The 19,076-nt window shown below is 28.7% G+C and carries 17 protein-coding genes; 3 read left to right on the forward strand and 14 right to left on the reverse strand.

Going from position 1 to position 19,076, the window contains the following annotated elements; genetic code table 11:
• Positions 1–14 precede the first annotated feature (14 nt).
• From AB0T67_RS00955 to AB0T67_RS00995, 9 genes are read right to left on the reverse strand one after another with little or no spacing between them, the layout of a single operon-like run.
• Positions 15–830 (reverse strand): DUF1853 family protein, encoded by an 816-nt coding sequence (locus tag AB0T67_RS00955; RefSeq protein WP_369218748.1) that lies wholly within the window; start codon positions 828–830, stop codon positions 15–17.
• Between the two features lie 13 nt (positions 831–843).
• A complete protein-coding gene (gene miaA, locus AB0T67_RS00960) occupies positions 844–1,746 on the reverse strand; it encodes a tRNA (adenosine(37)-N6)-dimethylallyltransferase MiaA (RefSeq protein WP_369218749.1) in 903 nt (300 codons plus the stop codon).
• Between the two features lies 1 nt (position 1,747).
• Positions 1,748–2,566, reverse strand: coding sequence for an ion transporter (locus AB0T67_RS00965; RefSeq protein ID WP_369218750.1), 819 nt, complete (start codon positions 2,564–2,566; stop codon positions 1,748–1,750).
• Between the two features lie 30 nt (positions 2,567–2,596).
• On the reverse strand, positions 2,597–3,688 hold the full coding sequence (locus AB0T67_RS00970) for an exonuclease domain-containing protein (RefSeq protein WP_271230104.1): 1,092 nt from the start codon (positions 3,686–3,688) through the stop codon (positions 2,597–2,599).
• A gap of 32 nt (positions 3,689–3,720) precedes the next feature.
• Complete coding sequence (locus AB0T67_RS00975; protein ID WP_369218751.1) at positions 3,721–4,386, reverse strand: YggS family pyridoxal phosphate-dependent enzyme; 666 nt, start codon at positions 4,384–4,386, stop codon at positions 3,721–3,723.
• A gap of 12 nt (positions 4,387–4,398) precedes the next feature.
• Positions 4,399–5,637, reverse strand: a complete 1,239-nt coding sequence (locus AB0T67_RS00980; RefSeq protein ID WP_369218752.1) for a DUF1015 domain-containing protein — start codon at positions 5,635–5,637, stop codon at positions 4,399–4,401.
• 12 nt (positions 5,638–5,649) lie between these two features.
• The gene (locus AB0T67_RS00985; protein WP_369218753.1) at positions 5,650–6,606 is read right to left on the reverse strand and encodes an NAD(P)-dependent oxidoreductase; all 957 of its coding nucleotides are present in this window, start codon (positions 6,604–6,606) and stop codon (positions 5,650–5,652) included.
• Positions 6,607–6,662: 56 nt separating this feature from the next.
• On the reverse strand, positions 6,663–7,727 hold the full coding sequence (serC, locus tag AB0T67_RS00990; protein WP_369218754.1) for a 3-phosphoserine/phosphohydroxythreonine transaminase: 1,065 nt from the start codon (positions 7,725–7,727) through the stop codon (positions 6,663–6,665).
• Between the two features lie 54 nt (positions 7,728–7,781).
• Complete coding sequence (locus AB0T67_RS00995) at positions 7,782–8,843, reverse strand: acyl-CoA reductase (protein WP_369218755.1); 1,062 nt, start codon at positions 8,841–8,843, stop codon at positions 7,782–7,784.
• Positions 8,844–8,912: 69 nt separating this feature from the next.
• Here AB0T67_RS00995 and AB0T67_RS01000 point away from each other — a divergent pair, with 69 nt between their 5' ends.
• Positions 8,913–9,263 carry a 4Fe-4S binding protein gene (locus AB0T67_RS01000; RefSeq protein WP_369218756.1) on the forward strand — a complete coding sequence of 117 codons (351 nt, stop codon included), beginning with the start codon at positions 8,913–8,915 and terminating at the stop codon, positions 9,261–9,263.
• A gap of 305 nt (positions 9,264–9,568) precedes the next feature.
• On the opposite strand, the gene AB0T67_RS01005 is transcribed toward AB0T67_RS01000, so the two are convergent.
• From AB0T67_RS01005 to AB0T67_RS01015, 3 genes are all read right to left on the reverse strand, one after another.
• Positions 9,569–12,427, reverse strand: a complete 2,859-nt coding sequence (locus tag AB0T67_RS01005; RefSeq protein ID WP_369218757.1) for a TonB-dependent receptor — start codon at positions 12,425–12,427, stop codon at positions 9,569–9,571.
• A gap of 292 nt (positions 12,428–12,719) precedes the next feature.
• The gene (gene msrB / locus AB0T67_RS01010) at positions 12,720–13,190 is read right to left on the reverse strand and encodes a peptide-methionine (R)-S-oxide reductase MsrB (RefSeq protein ID WP_369218758.1); all 471 of its coding nucleotides are present in this window, start codon (positions 13,188–13,190) and stop codon (positions 12,720–12,722) included.
• A gap of 3 nt (positions 13,191–13,193) precedes the next feature.
• Complete coding sequence (locus AB0T67_RS01015) at positions 13,194–14,060, reverse strand: alpha/beta hydrolase (RefSeq protein WP_369218759.1); 867 nt, start codon at positions 14,058–14,060, stop codon at positions 13,194–13,196.
• A gap of 123 nt (positions 14,061–14,183) precedes the next feature.
• Between AB0T67_RS01015 and AB0T67_RS01020 the strand changes: the two genes are divergently transcribed.
• On the forward strand, positions 14,184–14,993 hold the full coding sequence (locus AB0T67_RS01020) for a M48 family metallopeptidase (protein ID WP_369218760.1): 810 nt from the start codon (positions 14,184–14,186) through the stop codon (positions 14,991–14,993).
• 64 nt (positions 14,994–15,057) lie between these two features.
• On the forward strand, positions 15,058–16,353 hold the full coding sequence (locus AB0T67_RS01025) for an MFS transporter (protein WP_369218761.1): 1,296 nt from the start codon (positions 15,058–15,060) through the stop codon (positions 16,351–16,353).
• Between the two features lie 3 nt (positions 16,354–16,356).
• On the opposite strand, the gene AB0T67_RS01030 is transcribed toward AB0T67_RS01025, so the two are convergent.
• Positions 16,357–17,307, reverse strand: a complete 951-nt coding sequence (locus AB0T67_RS01030; RefSeq protein ID WP_369218762.1) for a terpene synthase family protein — start codon at positions 17,305–17,307, stop codon at positions 16,357–16,359.
• A gap of 110 nt (positions 17,308–17,417) precedes the next feature.
• Positions 17,418–19,031 (reverse strand): RluA family pseudouridine synthase, encoded by a 1,614-nt coding sequence (locus AB0T67_RS01035; RefSeq protein WP_369218763.1) that lies wholly within the window; start codon positions 19,029–19,031, stop codon positions 17,418–17,420.
• Positions 19,032–19,076 lie beyond the last annotated feature (45 nt).

Genomic DNA, 19,076 nt, shown 5'->3' on the forward strand with positions numbered 1-19,076 from the left:
TTTTAAAGAATAATTTACCACCAAATTACAAAAATTTTAATGAGCTCTCCGTTTGTTTTTTTCAACCAACAAAGCGGAGTTCTTTCTTCACTTAAAAACTGTTGAAGGTTTGTTGTGAAATCATTAAAATTCAACCAATTAATATTGGTGTGAGGTTGTACTAGCCAATTATGTTTATTAGGAATATAAAATTTACATTCTTTAAATTGATTTAATTCAAGTAAAGTAACATAAAAACCGATAATACAATTGTTATTTATTAAAGGAAATTCTTTTCCATAATCTTTTAACGGAACAAATAATTGTGCTTTAAAATAGAGTTGTTGTGCTATTTTTTCAGCATCTAAATTTAGATTTTTTAAATAAGGAATACATTGTTTAGAATGGAGTAGTGGTAATTGTTTTTCTTTTAGTTTTGTTAATTTTTGAACTAAAGAATCTTTTTTATTAGGACCAATCCAGCGTTCAATTTCTATTTTACTTGCTGAATTATCATATAAATAAAACTTATAAATAATTTCTAAATGAATCGGTTTTTCATCTTTTAGAAGTAAACAATCTAGTTCGCCAAGTGTTATTTTTTCTTCTTGAATTTGTATGTTTTCAGTAAGTATTTTAATAGTTGAATTTTGTTGAAGTTCAAAAGAAACAAAACGTTCTACTAATTTTCCTAAGCGAGGTGTTTTTGTAATTTCAGTAGAAAAAATACTAGTTTTAATTGTATTTATATCAAATTGATATAAATCAAAAACACCTTTTCCATTCCATAGAAAAGGTGTTTTTAAAAATCCTTCGTATTGTAATTGTAAATCTTTAGAATAAACATCCATCAATAAAAATATATTAAATTTTAGCGTCTAAAGTTTCTATAATTTTTTGTGTATTTTCTTGAAAATCGAACCAAATTATTTCTTTATCTTTTCGAAACCAAGTTCCTTGTCTTTTAGCAAAACGACGCGTATTCTTTTTAATTTCTTCAATAGCAAATTCTTTGGTAAAATTATTGTCAAAATATTCGAATAATTCACGATATCCAACAGTTTTTAATGCTGTTAAATCTTTATGAGGATACATATTTTTAGCTTCTTCTAACAAGCCGTTTTCCATCATAATACCTACTCGTTTATTAATACGATTGTACATAATTTCTCTATCGGCAGTTAATCCAATTTTTATCGACTGAAAATTACGAGGTGCTTTAGGTTTATTTTTAAAAGAAGCATATGTTTTACCTGTACCAATACAAATTTCTAATGCACGCATTATTCTATGTGGATTATCAATTGCAATAGTGTTATAGGTTTCAATATCTAATTCTTTTAGTTTCTTTTGAAGTGGTTCAATTCCGTTTTCTTCTAATTCCTTTGTTAGTGTTGTTCTTATTGAAGCATCTACTTTAGGAAAATAATCTAAACCTTTTAAAACGGCATCAACATATAATCCGCTACCGCCAACCATAATTTGAACAGGGTTTTTAATAAAAAGTTCATCTAATTTAGCGAGTGCATCTTTTTCAAATTGTCCGACTGAATATTCTTCAAAAACACTTCTATTTTGAATAAAATGATGTGGTGCAGCAGCAAGTTCATCAGTATCAGGAACTGCTGTTCCGATGGTTGTTTCTTTAAAAAATTGACGAGAATCACAAGAAATAATATCACAACCAAAATGTTGCGCTAGTTTTATGCTTAGTGCAGTTTTTCCAATAGCGGTTGCACCTACAATAGTTATTAGTGTATTTTTCATTTTAATTGTGTAATTTACTTCCACAGTGATTACAAAAAAGCGCATTGTCATCATGTCCTTCAGAAGAACAGTTTAAGCATGCTTGTGTGTTTAAATTAATATCGTTTACTTTTACCATTTCAGAACTTACAATTCCTGTAGGAACAGCAATAATTCCATATCCTAAAATCATAATAATACTAGCAACAAATTGTCCAAAAGGTGTATGCGGTGCAATATCTCCGTAACCAACAGTTGTTAAGGTTACAATTGCCCAATAAACGCTTCTTGGAATACTTGTAAAGCCGTTTTCACCGCCTTCAATTAAGTACATTATTGTTCCTAAAATAACGCATAAAATCAATACAAAAAACAAAAAAACAGTAATTTTAGTTCTACTTGCTTTTAATGCTTTCATAAAATTATTCGATTCTCCAACAAAACGAGCTAGTTTTAAAATTCTAAAAACACGTAATAAACGCAATGCTCTTAAAGCAACTAAACTGTGAGTTCCTGTAAAGAAAATAGCAAGGTATTTAGGAAGCGTAGAAAGGAGGTCTATAATTCCATAAAAACTAAAAATATATTTTGTTGGTTTTTTTATAGATATAATTCTAACAACATATTCTATTGAAAAAAGTATTGTAATTACCCATTCTGAAATATTTAAAAGAGCTCCATGTTTTGAATTAATACTTTCTACACTTTCTAACATTACCAATAAAATACTGGCAAGTATGGCAATTAATAAAACAATATCAAATAATTTCCCAGCAGGAGTATCGGCTTCATAAATTATTTCATGAAGGTTATCTTTCCAGTTTTTAATGTTTTTATTCAAGTGAAATTTTTTTTTAGTCGATTTTACTTGTTAGTTTTCAAGAGGTAATCGTACTATTTTTGCTACTTTATTTCTAAGTAAATAGTTTTTAATAATTGTTTTTGCTAATTCTTTGTTTTCAATAGGAGTTAACATCGGTTTTAAAATAGCTAATTGATTTTCTTGAAATGCTAAACTTGTATAAGTATAGCCAATAACAATATTGTTTTCGATTAAAATAACAGCATGTTCTTCAGGAGTTCTTCCTTTATCAATAATTAATAAGTTATCGTGATTAAAATTTTTATTAGATATTTTTGGCTTACGAATAACATTATATTTAGGTCTTAATTTAAGTAACTCTAAATGATATTTTACTCGTGTAAAAAGTAGGTTTCCTGTTTCTTGATAAGTAATATCATGTACTCTTTTAATGATACTCAATCCTTTTGGAGTCTCTTTTAAAAACAGTTTATTAACTTCTTTTTTAAGATTTTGACCTCTACCTATAAAGATAATATTACCTTGTTCATTATGTACATAAAAAACACCTTCTTTTTCGGGTAATTTATCTAATATTTTTAAATAACGTTGCTTTACGTGTCTGTTATCTGCGTATTTTATTGATTGCTGAATAATATTTTTATCAACATCTTTTTCTAATAATAATTTGAATAATTGTATGGTTGCTAAAGCATCTCCATTGGCTCTGTGTCTGTCTGACATTGGTATGCCAATAAATCGACATAATTTTCCTAAACTATGAGAAGGTGCTTCGGAAATTAGTTTTTTACTAAGTGCTACGGTACAAAGTGTATTTCTTTGATAATCATAACCTAATCGGTCAAATTCTGTACGTAAAATTCGATAATCGAAACTCGCATTGTGTGCTATAATAATACAGTCTTCTGTAATTTCAAGAATTCGTTTTGCTACCTCATGAAATTTGGGTGCATTACGAAGCATATTACTATTAATTCCTGTTAATTTAACAACAAACTCTTGAATTTCTCGTTCAGGGTTGACCAAACTAATAAATTGGTCTACAACTTGATGCCCATCAAATTTATGAATCGCAATTTCTGTAATACCTTCTTCATTAAATTTACCTCCTGTTGTTTCAATGTCTAAAATTGCGTACAAATATTTTCTATTTAGCGGTGATTAATGTAAATTTAAACAATATAATTTCGAACTCCAAAAATAGCGCTACCAATTCTTACCATATTACTACCATTTTTTATAGCTAATTGATAATCACCACTCATTCCCATTGAAAGGATTGTTGGTTTTAGTGCTGTTTCTTGTTTATTTTTGAAGAAATCAGCTAAAGATGTAAATTCATCTTGTAATTGTGTTTGATTATCAGTAAAAGTAGCCATCCCCATAAAACCTACAATTTTTATGTTTTGTAGTGCTAAAATTTCTTCGGATGAAATAATTGTATCAATATCTAAAAATGACAAACCAAATTTAGTTTCTTCTTTTGCAATACGTGCTTGTAATAAACAGTTAATTACACGATTGTGTTTTTTAGCTTGTTTATTAATTTCTTTCAGGGTTTTAAAACTATCAACACCATGAATTAAATCAACAAAATGAGCCATATATTTCACTTTATTACTTTGTAAATGCCCAATCATATGCCATTCGATATCTTTTGGTAAAGCATCAAATTTGGTAACCATTTCCTGAATTTTATTTTCGCCAAATACACGTTGTCCTGCATCGTATGCTTCTTGAATATCAGTAATTGGTTTTGTTTTAGAAACAGCAACTAAAGTTACATTTTCTGGAATTGTTATTTTTATTTTGTCAAGATTTTCTTTAATTCCTGTCATTGTTTCTTTGTCTTAAAATTCATAAATAGTTAAAGCACTTCTTAATTTCGGCTCTATATACGTTGTTTTTGGAGGCATAAGCATATCGGCATCTACAATTTCTTTCAGTTCATTAATTGAAGTTGGTAACATCCCAAAAGAAACTTTAAAATCACCAAGATCAACTTTTGTTTTTAATTCTAAACCATCCGATTTATCTTGTGAATATAAAATTTTAGATGCATTTCGAATATTTTCTATTCCTAAAATAGGTTTTAAAACGGTAGAATATAAAATTTGAGCATCTAATTTACTTAGCGCATTGGTAAATTCATATCTTGATATTCGTAAATGCAATGCATAAAATTGCCCATTTAAATACATACTAAATTGATGCTTTTGCTTAGGTCTGTATAGTTCCTGACCTCTGTTTTCTATTCTGAAAAAAGTATCTAATTCTATTAAAAACTCTTCAGGAGTTAAGCCGTTTAAATCTTTTATAAATCGATTAAATTCATAAATACTTAATTGGCTTTCAGGTAATAAGTAGCTCATAAAGAAATTATAGTTTTCTTTTCCTGTATGCTCAGGGTTTTCTTTAGCTAAGTTTTTAGCTAACAAACAAGCAGAAGTAGACCGATGATGTCCATCAGCAATATATAAGGTACTTATTTCAGAAAAAGCATTTGTTATTTTTTGTATATCATTTTCATTATCAACAACCCACAATAGGTGTTTATCTTTATCTGTTGTTGAAAATTCATATTCTGCTCTTTTTGTTTGATATTTTTTAATAATCGAATTAATAATATTATTATCAGGATAAGTAAGTAGTACAGGCTCAATGTTAAAACCAGTATTTTTTAAATAATTTTCAAATAATAATTCTCTTTCTTGAAGTGTTCCTTCGTGTTTTTTTATAACATTATTATGATAGTCATCTACTGATGTTGTGGCTATAATTCCACAAAAAGATTCGGTATCTGTTATTTTTTGATAAATATAAAAACTAGCTACCGTATCTTTTTTAAAAATTCCATCATCTTTAAATTCTAAATAACGATTGTGAACCAATTTAAAACGTTGTTCTTCTGCAATATCTTGTTTCTGATATTTATAACCAGGGTTAATAACATGCAAAAAAGTATATGGATTAAAGGCTAATTTAGCATTTAACATTTCTGAACTATAAATTTCATAAGATTTAGAAGACACTAATGTAACTTTATCTCTGGTAGCTCTAACAGCTTTAAACGGTTGTACAATTGCCATTAATAACTTAATTTATGCTTGTAAAGAATTAATAATTTTATTTGCTAATTCCGTACCAATTTTATGTTGTGATTCTACGGTATAAGAAGCAATATTAGGGCTTAAAGATAATTCAGCATTCATTAATAGTTGAATTTCAGGTCTTGGTTGATTTTCAAAAGTATCTAAACCAGCACATTGTACTTTTCCGCTTTCGATGGCATTTATTAAAGCAATTTCATCAACTAAACCACTCTGAGCAACGTTGATAAAACCAACACCATCTTTCATTTTTTCAAATTCTTTAACGCCAATTACATGATTTTCTTCGGATGCTAAATGTACCGTAATAAAATCTGATTCTTTTAATAAATCATCAGCAGTTGTAAAATCTATTTCAATATCAATAACTTGTCCGTTGTAAAATTCAACAGGAATTGTTATCGAATCACCAAATTCAAGATCGTAAGCAATTACTTTCATACCCAAACCTAAGGCGATTTTTGCTACTTGTTGCCCTTCAATATTCATTCCGATAATACCTAAAGTTTTTCCACGTACTTCTGTACCTGCAGAAAATTGTTTTTTTAAGGCATTAAAACTCATATCACCTTCTAAAGGCATTTCTCTATTAGCTTGGTGTAAAAAACGAGCCATTCCTAATAAATGAGCAAAAACCAATTCTGCAACAGCATTTGAACTAGCTTCAGAAACATTAACTATTTGTACACCGCATTCTTCAGCATAAATAACATCGATATTATCATTACTTGTACTTGCATTTGCAATCAGTTTTAAAGTAGGACAATTATCGATAAGTTCAGAATGAATTTCTGTATTATTTTTGATGACAATTACATTAATTTCTTCTTCATTAATAAAATTGTCTAATTGTTCTTGAGCAACTTTTGTTGTTATTACTTCAAATCCTGCATTTTCTAGGGTAGCTTTACCACCGTCTAAGATTCCGTCGTTTACTAATATTTTCATTTAAAAGTGTATTCTTTTAGTTGGTAATTTCAATTGATAATTTTGTACGTAACTAATTAACTTGTTCTTTCTAATTCTTGCATCACATCCACCAAAGCCTGTACACTGTACAAAGGTAAGGCGTTGTACATACTAGCGCGATATCCGCCAATACTTCTATGACCGTCTAAACCATTAATAGCTGCTTGTTTCCAAAGCGTATCAAATTTGTTTTTTAAAGCTTCGGATGTAATGTTAAAAGTAGCATTCATATGGCTACGATCTTCTTTTATAACGCTTCCTTTAAAAAGAGAATTTCTATCGATTTCAGCATATAAAAGTGTTGATTTTTGTTTGTTTACTTTTTCAATAAATGGAATTCCGCCTAAGTTTTTTAACCATTCTAATGTTAACATCGAGGTATAAACCGCAAAAACAGGCGGCGTATTAAACATACTTTCTTTATCGATAAAAGCTTGATAACTTAACATAGAAGGAATAGCGCGTTCTACTTTTCCTAAAATTTCATCTTTGATAATAACAAGCGTTGTTCCTGCAGGACCCATATTTTTTTGTGCGCCTGCATAAATTAAATCAAATTTTGAAAAATCTAACTGACGTGAAAAAATATCAGAACTCATATCGCATATTAAAGGAACATCTATTTCAGGAAAACTGTTCATTTGTGTTCCGTAAATGGTGTTATTACTTGTACAATGAAAATAATCTACATCTGTAGGAATTTGATATTCTTTAGGAATATAATTAAAGTCTTTATCTTTTGAAGAAGCAACTTCAATTAATTCTCCAAATAATTTTGCTTCTTTTATTGCTTTAGAACTCCAAGTTCCTGTATTTAAATAGGCTGCTTTTTTGTTTAATAAATTATAAGCAGTCATTAAAAATTGATTACTTGCACCACCTTGTAAAAATAAAGCGGTGTAACCTTTGTTTTCTAAACCTAGTAATTCTAATGCTAAACTACGCGCATTTTCAATAACATCAACAAAAGGTTTACTTCTGTGAGAAATTTCAATTAATGATAAATTATCATCATTAAAATTGATAATTGCTTGTGAAGCTTTTTGTAAAACTTCTTCAGGTAAAATACAAGGACCTGCGCTAAAGTTATGTTTTTTCATTACTGATGTTGTTTTATAGATAACAAAGGTGCAAAATTTATAGGAAGTTCATCTTTAAATTTCTGATAAAAAAGTTAAAGTATTTACGCCATCGGCATAATCCCATAATTCAGGATGCTGTGTTTGACCGAAAGAAATTTCATTTTCGATAAAATTATTGGCAACAATGCATTGTATTTTTTCTCTTTCTTCCCAAAGTTTTATTTTTAAATCTTCGGCATTATCATAATATTCATAAAAAATAGTAGCGATAGGCGAGGTGTAACTTTCGTCTTCTTTTATCATTAAAAAGCCATTTTCTAAAATATCGAACTCGCTCATTAAATAGACTGTTTTGTTATAATCGTAATTATTAGCGTATTTGGCGTTGTTAATTATTTCATGTTTATTGTACATTCCTTTAAAAAACGATTCGAAATCATAATTTCTAGGAACAAATAATTTTGAAACTGAACGACATCCTAATCCAAAATAACGAAATATATCATCACTCAAATTTTCAAAATCTTCTTTAGTTTCCTTTCCTGTTAAAACAGCTGCAGAGTTTCTGCTTTTTCGAATAATACTCGGTTTGTTTTTAAAATAATATTCAAAATAACGTGCAGTATTATTACTTCCTGTAGCAATAACTGCATCAAAATCGGTTAATTTTTCTTCAGTGAAGGTTATTTTTCCTTTTAATTGAGGTTCAACATACTCTAAATATTTTGCTAAAAAAGGCAATAAATGTTTATCGTTTGATGATTGTTTTACTAACGCACTATGCCCAGAAATTAAAACAGATAAAAAATCATGAAACCCAACTAATGGAATATTACCTGCCATAATAATGGCAACTTTTTTAGGGTTATTGGTTCCTAAGTTTTCTTTGGAAATCCATTTTTGAATATTTTCTTCGGATAAGGCTTTTGTCCAACTTTCAATGGCAAACAATAAGTTTTCATTGGTAAACCATTTATTGTTTTCGCCAGCTATTTTTAATTGATGCTTAAAACCATCAAAAAACAAATCGTTATGTGCAATGTTTTCCTTCTTTTCAATTTTCTTTTGAGAAAATTGCTCTAAAAAAACTCCTAACTTTATAAAAGCATTGATTCTGTTTTGTATTACACCCATTTATATTGTTTCTAAATTAATTTGGAACTATTTTTGCAAGCAAAGTTACAAAACTGAAACAGATTAATTATGGCAATTATTATAACAGATGAGTGTATAAATTGTGGGGCTTGTGAACCAGAATGTCCTAACACAGCAATTTATGAAGGTGCAGATGATTGGAAATATTCAGAAGGTACTGATTTGAAGGGAGATTTAGTTTTACCTAACGGAACAAAAGCAAATGCAGAAGAGGATCAAGAGCCAATTTCTGATGAAATATATTTTATCGTTGCTGATAAGTGTACAGAATGTAAAGGTTTCCATGAAGAACCTCAATGTGCGGCAGTTTGCCCAGTAGATTGTTGTGTTCCTGATGATGATAATGTAGAAACTGAAGAAGAGTTGTTAGCAAAACAACGCTTTATGCATAACGAATAATATATTTTAACGATATATATAATCCTGAGTTTTTACTTAGGATTTTTTTTGTACCTAATAATAGCAGTTTTAATTATGATAAGTGTAATGAATTTAAATAATAGTACAAATTCCTAGCCCCGATTGAAGCAATTGTTTGAGCTCTTTTTTTGATTTTTCTTCAAAAAAAAGCGAGTGCGGAAAGCGGGAAATTGCTTCAAAATAATCTTTTTTAAAAATAAGAAAGCCGAAATCATATTGATTTCGACTTTCTATAAAAATAATTACAAACGATTAATGAGAATTAATAGTTTATTTTTAATTATTTAAAATTGGTAATTTACAGATAAATTAAACATTGTACCTAATTGGCTAAAGTGATATCCATCATACGTCATTTGTGAATAACGTTGGTTGAAAGTTATAGCATTAGATTCATTTTCAATTTGTGTTAATCCAGATGCGGTAATTGTAGTATCATCCATAATTGCTTGTCCAGTAGCATTGTTTGCTTTAAACTTCCATTCAGGTAATACATTTAATATATTATTTACATTTAAAGCAATAGTGATTTTATCAGTTGCGCTAAAGTTTATTCCTAAATCTGTAACAACTTTCGGTGTAAATTCAGTGCTAATATTAGAGTTTAAACCATCTTGTTGAAATTTTGTTTTTCCGAAATAAGTATTGTTTAAAGATAAACCAAACTTACCAATATCATAATTAGCACCTAAAATCCATTTTGTTTGAGGACGTGACGTAAAAAATAAAGCTTCTTGAGTAGCATTAACTACAGATTGACCAGCATTTTGAATTAAAGAAGGATTTTTTACACTTCCTGTACGCTTGTTTTCAATAGTGTAGTTTCCTGATAAATTTAAACCTAATTTTCCTGAACCTAATTTGATGTTCTTTTTACTAACAACAACGTCTAATCCAGAAGTTCTTGTGTCAATAGCATTGGCAAAGAAACTAAGGTCTTTTATACCTCCATCTCTTAAAACATCATCTAAAGCTGTTGTACCAATATTATTACCATCATCATCAAAATCAGTTCCTGTTATTTCTGTACTTAAAATAATTCTATCTTTTACAGCAATATTATAATAATCTAGGGTAAAAGTAATGCCATTATCTAATTTACCACCTAAACCAAATGTAAAGTTAGTAGATGTTTCAGCATCTAATTTTTTTATACCTAATGCATGTGCTTCAGGAGAAACATTATTAACTAAACCACCAACAACAATACCTCCACCACTAAAACTGTATTGTGCTTTTTGTGTGTAGATTTGATGTAAAGTTGGAGCTCTGAATCCTGAAGAAACAGAACCTCTTGCTGTTAAATTGTCGTTTAAATTTAAACGAGAACTTAATTTATAAATAAAAGTACTACCAAAATCAGAATAGTTTTCAGCTCTAACAGTTCCACTTAATAAAAAAGCTTCACTAACATCGTAATCTAAACTAAAATAACCTCCAAGATTATAACGGCTCCAGCTACCAGAGTTTTCAGGTTGATTTCCAGCAAATGAATCTGCTCCACCACCTGCGTAAGATGCTTTTGTACCTTCAATAACTTCGAATAATTCATTTCTGAATTCTGCTCCAAAACCAATACTAACTTTTTCAGATAAAATTCTACTAATATCAATGTTACCTACATTATGAGAAAAACTAGTTCCTCCTGGGTCAAATGATCTAGGACTATTTTCTCTGTAAAGAGAGGTGAAGCTTATTTCACCATCATCAACAGTATGGTTTTTGTTAGTATCTGTCCAAACAGGGTCAGAAGCGATATCATTTCTGTTATGAGAATTGTTAACTTTATATGTTTGGCTGTTTCCTCCTGTGGTAAAACTTAAATCAACATTCCAGTCGTTAACTTTAGTTTTGATACCAATAGTACCATTATAATCATTTAAATCACCTTCAAAAGTTGGTGCATAACCATCGTATCCACCAGCGTTGTTTGGATTGTTTCCAGGGAAAAAATTAGCTAAATAAGGCATGCTTTCTACAGTTCTCCAATATGGAGTTCTATAATTAGCAAAAGAATGTACTTTTTTAAATACATATGCAGCATTAGCATAAAGTTGTGTGTTTTCTGCTAAATCAAAACCAAAATTCACATTAAATTTTGAAGCTGCTGTTTTAGGAGATCCATTAATATTATTAGCATCAGGGTTTCTAGCTAAAAATTCTTTAACATTTGATAATAAAGCAGCTTGTTCTGCTAGTGTATTTTCTTTGTCTCCAAAACCAGTATCTGGATCAGCTTCACCTTCAGCATTTACCGTACCAGGTCTGTTTGATAAAGCTGTTTTAGAAAAATCTATTGTATAATTAATAAAACCTTTATTATCACCAATTGTAGAACCATTATTAACACTTACACCTAACATTTCACCATCTCCTTCGGCAGTAATACCCGATCTAAAAGTAGCAGAACCAGATTTAGGACTGTCTTTTAAAATGATATTAATAACTCCAGCAATAGCATCAGAACCATATTGAGCGGAAGCTCCATCTCTTAATACTTCTACGGATTTAATAGCATCTGTAGGGATTCCAGAGATATCAGAACCTGTTTCTCCACGTCCCGGAGAAGTTTGTGTATATAATAATGAACTTAAGTTTTTACGTTTACCGTTAATTAATACTAACGTTCTACTAGGTCCCATATTTCTAATTTCATACGGATCTAATAACGAAGTAGCATCGTTAACAGGAGTTTGTACGGTATTGAAAGAAGGAATTTTATATTGTAAAGCTTTATCAAAAGTAGCTTGTCCTGTAGATTGTAAATCTTTTGAAGATACTACATCTATAGGTAAAGCACTTTTTGTATTAGATCTGGCAGGAGTTCTAGACCCTGTAATAACTACTTCATCCAATTCTAACCCTTCTTTTAATATAATATTAAATTTTGTTTTTCCGTTTGTTGCTATTTTTTGTGTTTCAAATCCTGAAAAACTAATAGTTAGTGCTGCTCCTTTTTTTATAGTTAAATTAAATTTCCCATTAAAATCAGAGTTTGTTCCATTTTCCGTTCCTAATTCAATAATATTAGCTCCTGGTAGTGGTTGATTGCTGGTATCTACAATTGTTCCTGATATTTTAGATTGAGACCACATAATACCACTACATAGTGTAGCGAATAATAAAAGTGTAATTTTTTTCATAAAATTATATTTGATTAATAATAGCTTTGATTTTATACATTAAAATCATTGGTTATATATTAATAAGGAAGGAAGTAAAATATTATACTCATTATTTTAACATTTTTTTTAGAAAAATTTAAAAAAAAAGTAAAACGGATATCCGTAAATAAAGATTATGAAAAAAGTTGAAAGTGTTTAAGTAAAGGAAATACCTATGTTTTTTGATGAAACAGAAGTAGATATTTTAAAATACCTACTAAACAAAATAATGATAAATTTATTTTATTTAGTAGATTAAATTGAAAAAGGATTACTCATTTGATTTTATGAAAGTTAAAGAAGCTCCATTAACACAATGACGTTTTCCTGTGGTTTGTTTTGGTCCGTCATTAAAAGAATGACCTAAATGTCCGCCACAAGTATTACATTTTAATTCGGTACGAGCATAGCCAATTTTATAATCGATATCTAGTTCAACATTTTTTTTGATAGCGCTATCAAAAGCAGGCCAACCAGAGCCAGAATCGTATTTATGTTCAGATTTATATAGCGGTGTTTTACAACCAGCACAAACGTAAATTCCTTTTTCGTAGTTTTTATTTAAAGAACTTGAATTTTGACGTTCTGTACCAGCTTCTCTAAGAATATAATATTGTTTTGCTGTTAAAAGTGTTTTCCATTCTTGTGTTGTCTTTGATACTTTGTATGTTTTTTTATTTTGAGTATTTCCTGTACAACTAAATAGTATTGTTAAAATAAAAGTAAATATAATTTTTGTCATTTTTTATTGAATAATAAAGTTTACAATATCAGAAGTTACTTTTTGATTACGTAGTATTTTAGTATGTCCTAATCCTTTTGTAATTAAAAGTGTTCCTCTTTGTAGCTTTTGACGAATATGTATTGCTGAACTTACAGGAACATCTCCATCATTCGTATCATGAACGATTAAAGTAGGGATAAAAATATTTTTAGCAAGGATATTCGAAGAATGTACATCAATATCTATTCCCCATTTTTTATCAAATAAAAATTTCATTTTATTTGCAATAAGAGGTTTTAAAGTTAAGTTTTTAGTGAAATTCAATATCACATCAGAAACTTTATCAGGAGCGCCAATAGTTACTAGTTTTTTGATTTTAAAATTATCAGCAACACTATTATATAAACACATACCGCCAAATGAATGCCCAATAGCAGCTTCAAAAGGACCAAATTTTTTATCTATTTCAGTAATAGTTTCTAAAAACTCAGGCATTGCTGTTGTTTTTCCTGAAGATTTACCATGCGCAGGACCATCAAAAGAGATAACCATGTATCCTTTTTCCAATAATTTATCAGCAATCATAAATAATTGGGTGCTTCTTCCTGCCCAACCATGAACTAGTAATACTTTTTTTTGAGAGTATCCGTAAGATAAAACTTCAATTTCTTTAGCGATAGCAGGTATGTTTATCATTTTATTTTGAGCGCTTGTGAGCATTATTTTTTCTCTTTTCGGAATCGAAAATTTTAAAGGAGTACTAAAAAGTTTGATACCTAATTGTGCAGTTAAATGTGTAGAGAATAGTTGTACTATTTTTGCTGAAAAAATAATAGGTTTAGGAACAATTAAGCTTGGAGGAAATAAAAATGAAGTATTAGAATTCATAAAATTAATTTTAATATAAATATATAATTTGTAAATTTAAACAAATAAATTCTTTAGTATTTTTGTGACATTATTTTTTAAATGTGTCATATATTATAGCCAAAACAAATAAAAACAAAAGAAATGAAAAGAATTATAGCTTTAGGAATTGTAACAGTATTTTTAGTGCAATGTAGTACTGTACCAATTACAGGAAGAAAACGTCTTAATTTTGTAAGTGATGCACAGGTGTTACCAGCAAGTTTTGCACAGTACAAAGGTTTTTTAGCAGAGAATAAATTATCGACTAATACGAGTAAATCAAATCAAATAAAGAGAGTTGGTAAAAATATTTCTGAAGCAGTAGACCGTTTTATGAGAGCCAACGGAATGACATCCGAAGCAAATTCTTATAAATGGGAATTTAATTTAGTAGAAGATAAAACCTTAAATGCTTGGTGTATGCCAGGAGGAAAAGTAGTTTTTTATACAGGTATTTTACCAGTATGTGCTAATGAAGATGGTATTGCTGCTGTTATGGGGCACGAGGTTGCACATGCATTTGCTAAACATGGTCAAGAACGTATGTCAACAGGAAGAATACAACAATTAGGTGGTGCTGCAGTCGCTTTAGGAACAGCAAATAGTAAAAATGCACAACTTTTTAATATGGCGTATGGTTTAGGAAGTCAAACATTTGTAATGTTACCATTTAGTAGAAGTCATGAAACAGAAGCTGATAAATTAGGTTTAGTTTTTATGTTAATGGCAGGTTATAATGGTAGTGAAGCTGCTGAGGTTTGGGTAAGAATGAGTAAATTATCAAAAGGAAAAGCACCTGCGGAATTTATGAGTACACATCCATCAAACCAAACACGTATTCAAACGCTTAGAGCTTATTTACCAGAAGCAAAACAATTAGCTGCTAAATTTAATGTGCCAGCAAGGCAATAGCAACATAAATTATTTATATTGCAAACCGTTCATTTTATGAACGGTTTTTTTATTTATAAGATATATGTACAAAAGAGGAGATAAAAAGTTAATTAACGCTTGGGCGTTTTACGATTGGGCAAATTCAGTTTATTCATTAGTAATTAGTACGGCGGTTTTTCCGTTATATTATAGTGCCGTTACTAAAGGAAAAACAGTTCGTTTTTTAGGAATGGATTGGGAACATCCTGATAGTTTGTATAGTTATGCCTTATCATTTTCATTTTTGGTCGTAGCTTTTATTTCTCCTATTTTATCTGGTATTGCAGATTATACAGGAAGTAAAAAGAAATTCATGAAATTTTTCTGTTGGATGGGAGGTTTATCTGTAATAGGATTATCCTTTTTTGAAGGTATCGATACTGTTTGGATAGGTATTTTATTTACTGTTTTAGCAAGTATTGGTTTTTGGGCAAGTTGGGTTTTCTACAATGCGTATTTACCTGAAGTAGCTTTGCCTGAACAACAAGATAAAGCAAGTGCAAAAGGTTTTATGTATGGATATGTAGGTTCAGTAATATTATTGATTATCAATTTAATAATGATTCAAAAACCCGAGTTATTTGGAATTACATCAGGAATGGCTTCTCGTATTTCTTTTGTTATGGTTGGGCTTTGGTGGATTGGTTTTGCGCAAATCACTTTTAAAAAATTACCTGATGATATTTATAATAAACAACCTGATAATGATTATATATGGAAAGGGTACAGAGAATTAAAAACAGTATATAAAGAAGTATTAAATTATCCTACATTAAAACGTTTTTTAATATCATTTTTCTTTTTAAGTATTGGAGTACAAACTATTATTTTAATGGCTGCTATTTTTGGTTCATCAGAATTAAATTTATCAACTTTTAATATGATTCTTACTATTTTACTAGTTCAAATTGTTGCTATTTTAGGAGCTTATATTTTTTCAAGAATTTCTGGTAAATTCGGAAATATTACAGCTTTAAAAGCTACAATTGTTATTTGGATGATTGTTTGTTTCTTTGCTTTTTCATTAGATAAATCACAAGAAAATGTAGCTATATATTTTTACGGATTAGGAGGTTTGTTAGGTTTAGTACAAGGAGCGATACAAACATTAACTCGTTCTACATATTCTAAATTATTACCAGAAACAGAAGATACCGCAACCTATTTTAGTTTTTATGATGTTACTGAAAAAATAGCAATTGTACTTGGTACTTCTGTTTATGGAGCATTATATGCTGTCACAGATTCAATGCAATGGTCTGTATTATGTTTAGCAATTTTCTTTTTAGCTTCGTTACTTGTGTTAACTACTATGAAAAAAACGAAGTATGTAGCCTAATTTTTAAACTTTCATATCTTCAAATACATTTTCAGGATGTATATATCTTTTGGTATTTTTTTGCCAATGATAACTTGAAGATATGATTACATTTAATGCATCAATATATTTTAAAACGATATTGTTATTTACTGAAGATAAAAAAGTTGCTTCTTTCATCGTTTGTAATAAAGTAGCTTCATATTCAGTATGAATTGTATTTACTTTTATAATTGATTTATTTACAGCATCGTTATAATTATCAGCTTCATTTGAAATAAGATAAGCATTAATTAAATTATAATCACTGTGTTTTTCTTTAGCGTAAGAAAATAAATCATTAGATAATGCACCAATTAAAGCACATTGTTCTCTCATTTTTTTTATTGATGGAACTTTATTTATTATTTCTGGTGATAAATAAATTGAATGCATGTATTCTATTAAATCTATAACAGGAAACATACCGCCAGTATATAATCTGATATAAATATACTCATCAACAGTTGTAAAAGGAACTGATTTTAAAGAGTAAGATAAATGTTCGGTTATTGATTCGGTATATTTATCAAAAAAATAAGAAGGACTATCTTTTTTAACAGCATCGCTTATATAAAAAATAGCATTATATAAATTCGATATTTTAGAGTTTTCACTATTTAAATAGAGTTCTTTTCCTGTCCAAATATCTAATATTTTTTTAAAGTCAGGTTGTACACCACTTGCGGTATCTTCGCCAAAAAAATCATCAATAAAATATAAAACATCATAAGTAACTACAGCATTAATCATTTTATGAATAGGAGTATCTATATATAAATGATTCGTCATTGTTGTGTGATGTTTGTATAAATCATCATCAATAACACCTAGTTTTTTTGAGATCGCTTTAGCCTCTTTTAGTATGAGTTTAGCATCTTTATGTATTTCGAGTTTTGTTTTTGATATTGATAAAGAAGTTGAAGAGAAATTCATGATTTTTTTAGTTGAAGTTAGTTTTTTATTATTAGTTAGTTTTTTAAAAGTAATGTAAAAATTTAAAAAACACCTTCTTAATGATAAATTTATAAAAGTAGCTTTTCAATTTAAAAAGTAGGAGGACAAATAAAAATAACTATTTTTCGACTAATAGGATGTCTAAATTCTATTTTTTCAGCGTGTAAGTGTAATCTATTTGCTTTTGTTCCGTATAAATCATCACCAATAATTGGAGTATTTAACCCTAAATTATGAGCTGCATGAACTCGTAATTGATGCGTACGTCCTGTAATTGGATAAAAATATACTCTTGTTTTTCCGTTTTTTACATCAATAATTTCCCATTTAGTTTGTGCTTGTTTTCCATGAGTATTACAAACTAATTGTTTTGGTCTGTCGTTTAAATTGACTCTTAACGGCAAGTTTATTTCACCTGATTTTTGTGATATGATTCCATTAAGTACAGCAACATATCGTTTTTTAATTGTTCTGTTTGTAAATTGAGCTTGTAGAGTTTTATAGATATCTATATTTTTAGCTATCAGTAAAATTCCTGAAGTAGACATATCTAAACGATGAACAACCAAATAATTTGCATTTTTTCTTTGGATGCGATGTTCTACAGAATCTTCAATTATTTTTCCAGCTACTGATAATAATTCTGCTGGTTTATTGATAACAATTAGGTAATCATCTTCAAAAATAATTTCTATATCTTTTTTAGCTTGAAGTTGAGTAATTAAAGGATTTTTATTAACAATTAATCCTTTAAGCATATGATTTAAAATAGGTTTGCATTTACCTGTACAAGCCGAGTAATAGTTTTTATGTTTTCGAACTGAACTATCTAAAGATTTACCCCACCAAAATTCTGCCATACAAATAGGGTTGAGGTTATTTAAAAAAGCATATTGCAATAATTTAGGAGCGCAACAATCACCTGAGCCAGCGGGTATATTTTGTTTTGAATCTTTAAAAATAGTAATTAAATTTTTAGATTCTTTTTTAGCATTTAAAAATTTATATTGATTAAAAATTTCTTGTTGCCCTGTTGCTGAAAGTTCTTTTCTATGCTCTTTTAATTGATTTGTTTTTTGCTGATAATTACTATATTCTTTTTCTAAAGAGTGTGTTTTAGATTGTAAATAAACTTCATATTCACGTATATAAAACTCTTCATTAATATTTTGTTGATTATCTTGTTGAGATAATTCTTTTCTTAATTTTCTACGTTGTTTAATTTTAGATTTCTCTTTAATTATTAAATTTTCATTTAATAATTTACCTTGGATATAATCTTTTTTGATGTTTAAATATTGCGTACTATTTTCTGAATAAGAAATTTTAGCGTTAATCAGATTGCGTTTTTCTTCCATTTTTAAAAACACACCATTTTTACTTAAAACATCATATACAGGTGGTACAAAATGTTTGTGTTGTGTGCTTTCTGCTATTTTTCCTGAAAAAGCAGCTAAATAACCTAATTGACCTTTATTATTTTTAACAACCAATACGCCAAACATTTTACCTAAAGCATTTTGATTCTCAGTGTTTTTTATTCCAAAATCATGAAAAAAATCAGTTTGATTAGTTAAATATTCTTGTAATTCTTTAGTAGCTATTTTTGATAATGTACTTGGTGTGTAATTATGAGGATAATCAAATTTTTCGGGAATAGTTATTGTATTAGTATCAGAAGTAAAAGCAATAAATTTAGTCATAATTTAAATAAAAAAAGTGTTGCTTTCACAACACTTTATAAGTTT

It is taken from the genome of Tenacibaculum salmonis (assembly GCF_041053065.1).
Lineage (GTDB): Bacteria > Bacteroidota > Bacteroidia > Flavobacteriales > Flavobacteriaceae > Polaribacter > Polaribacter pacificus_A.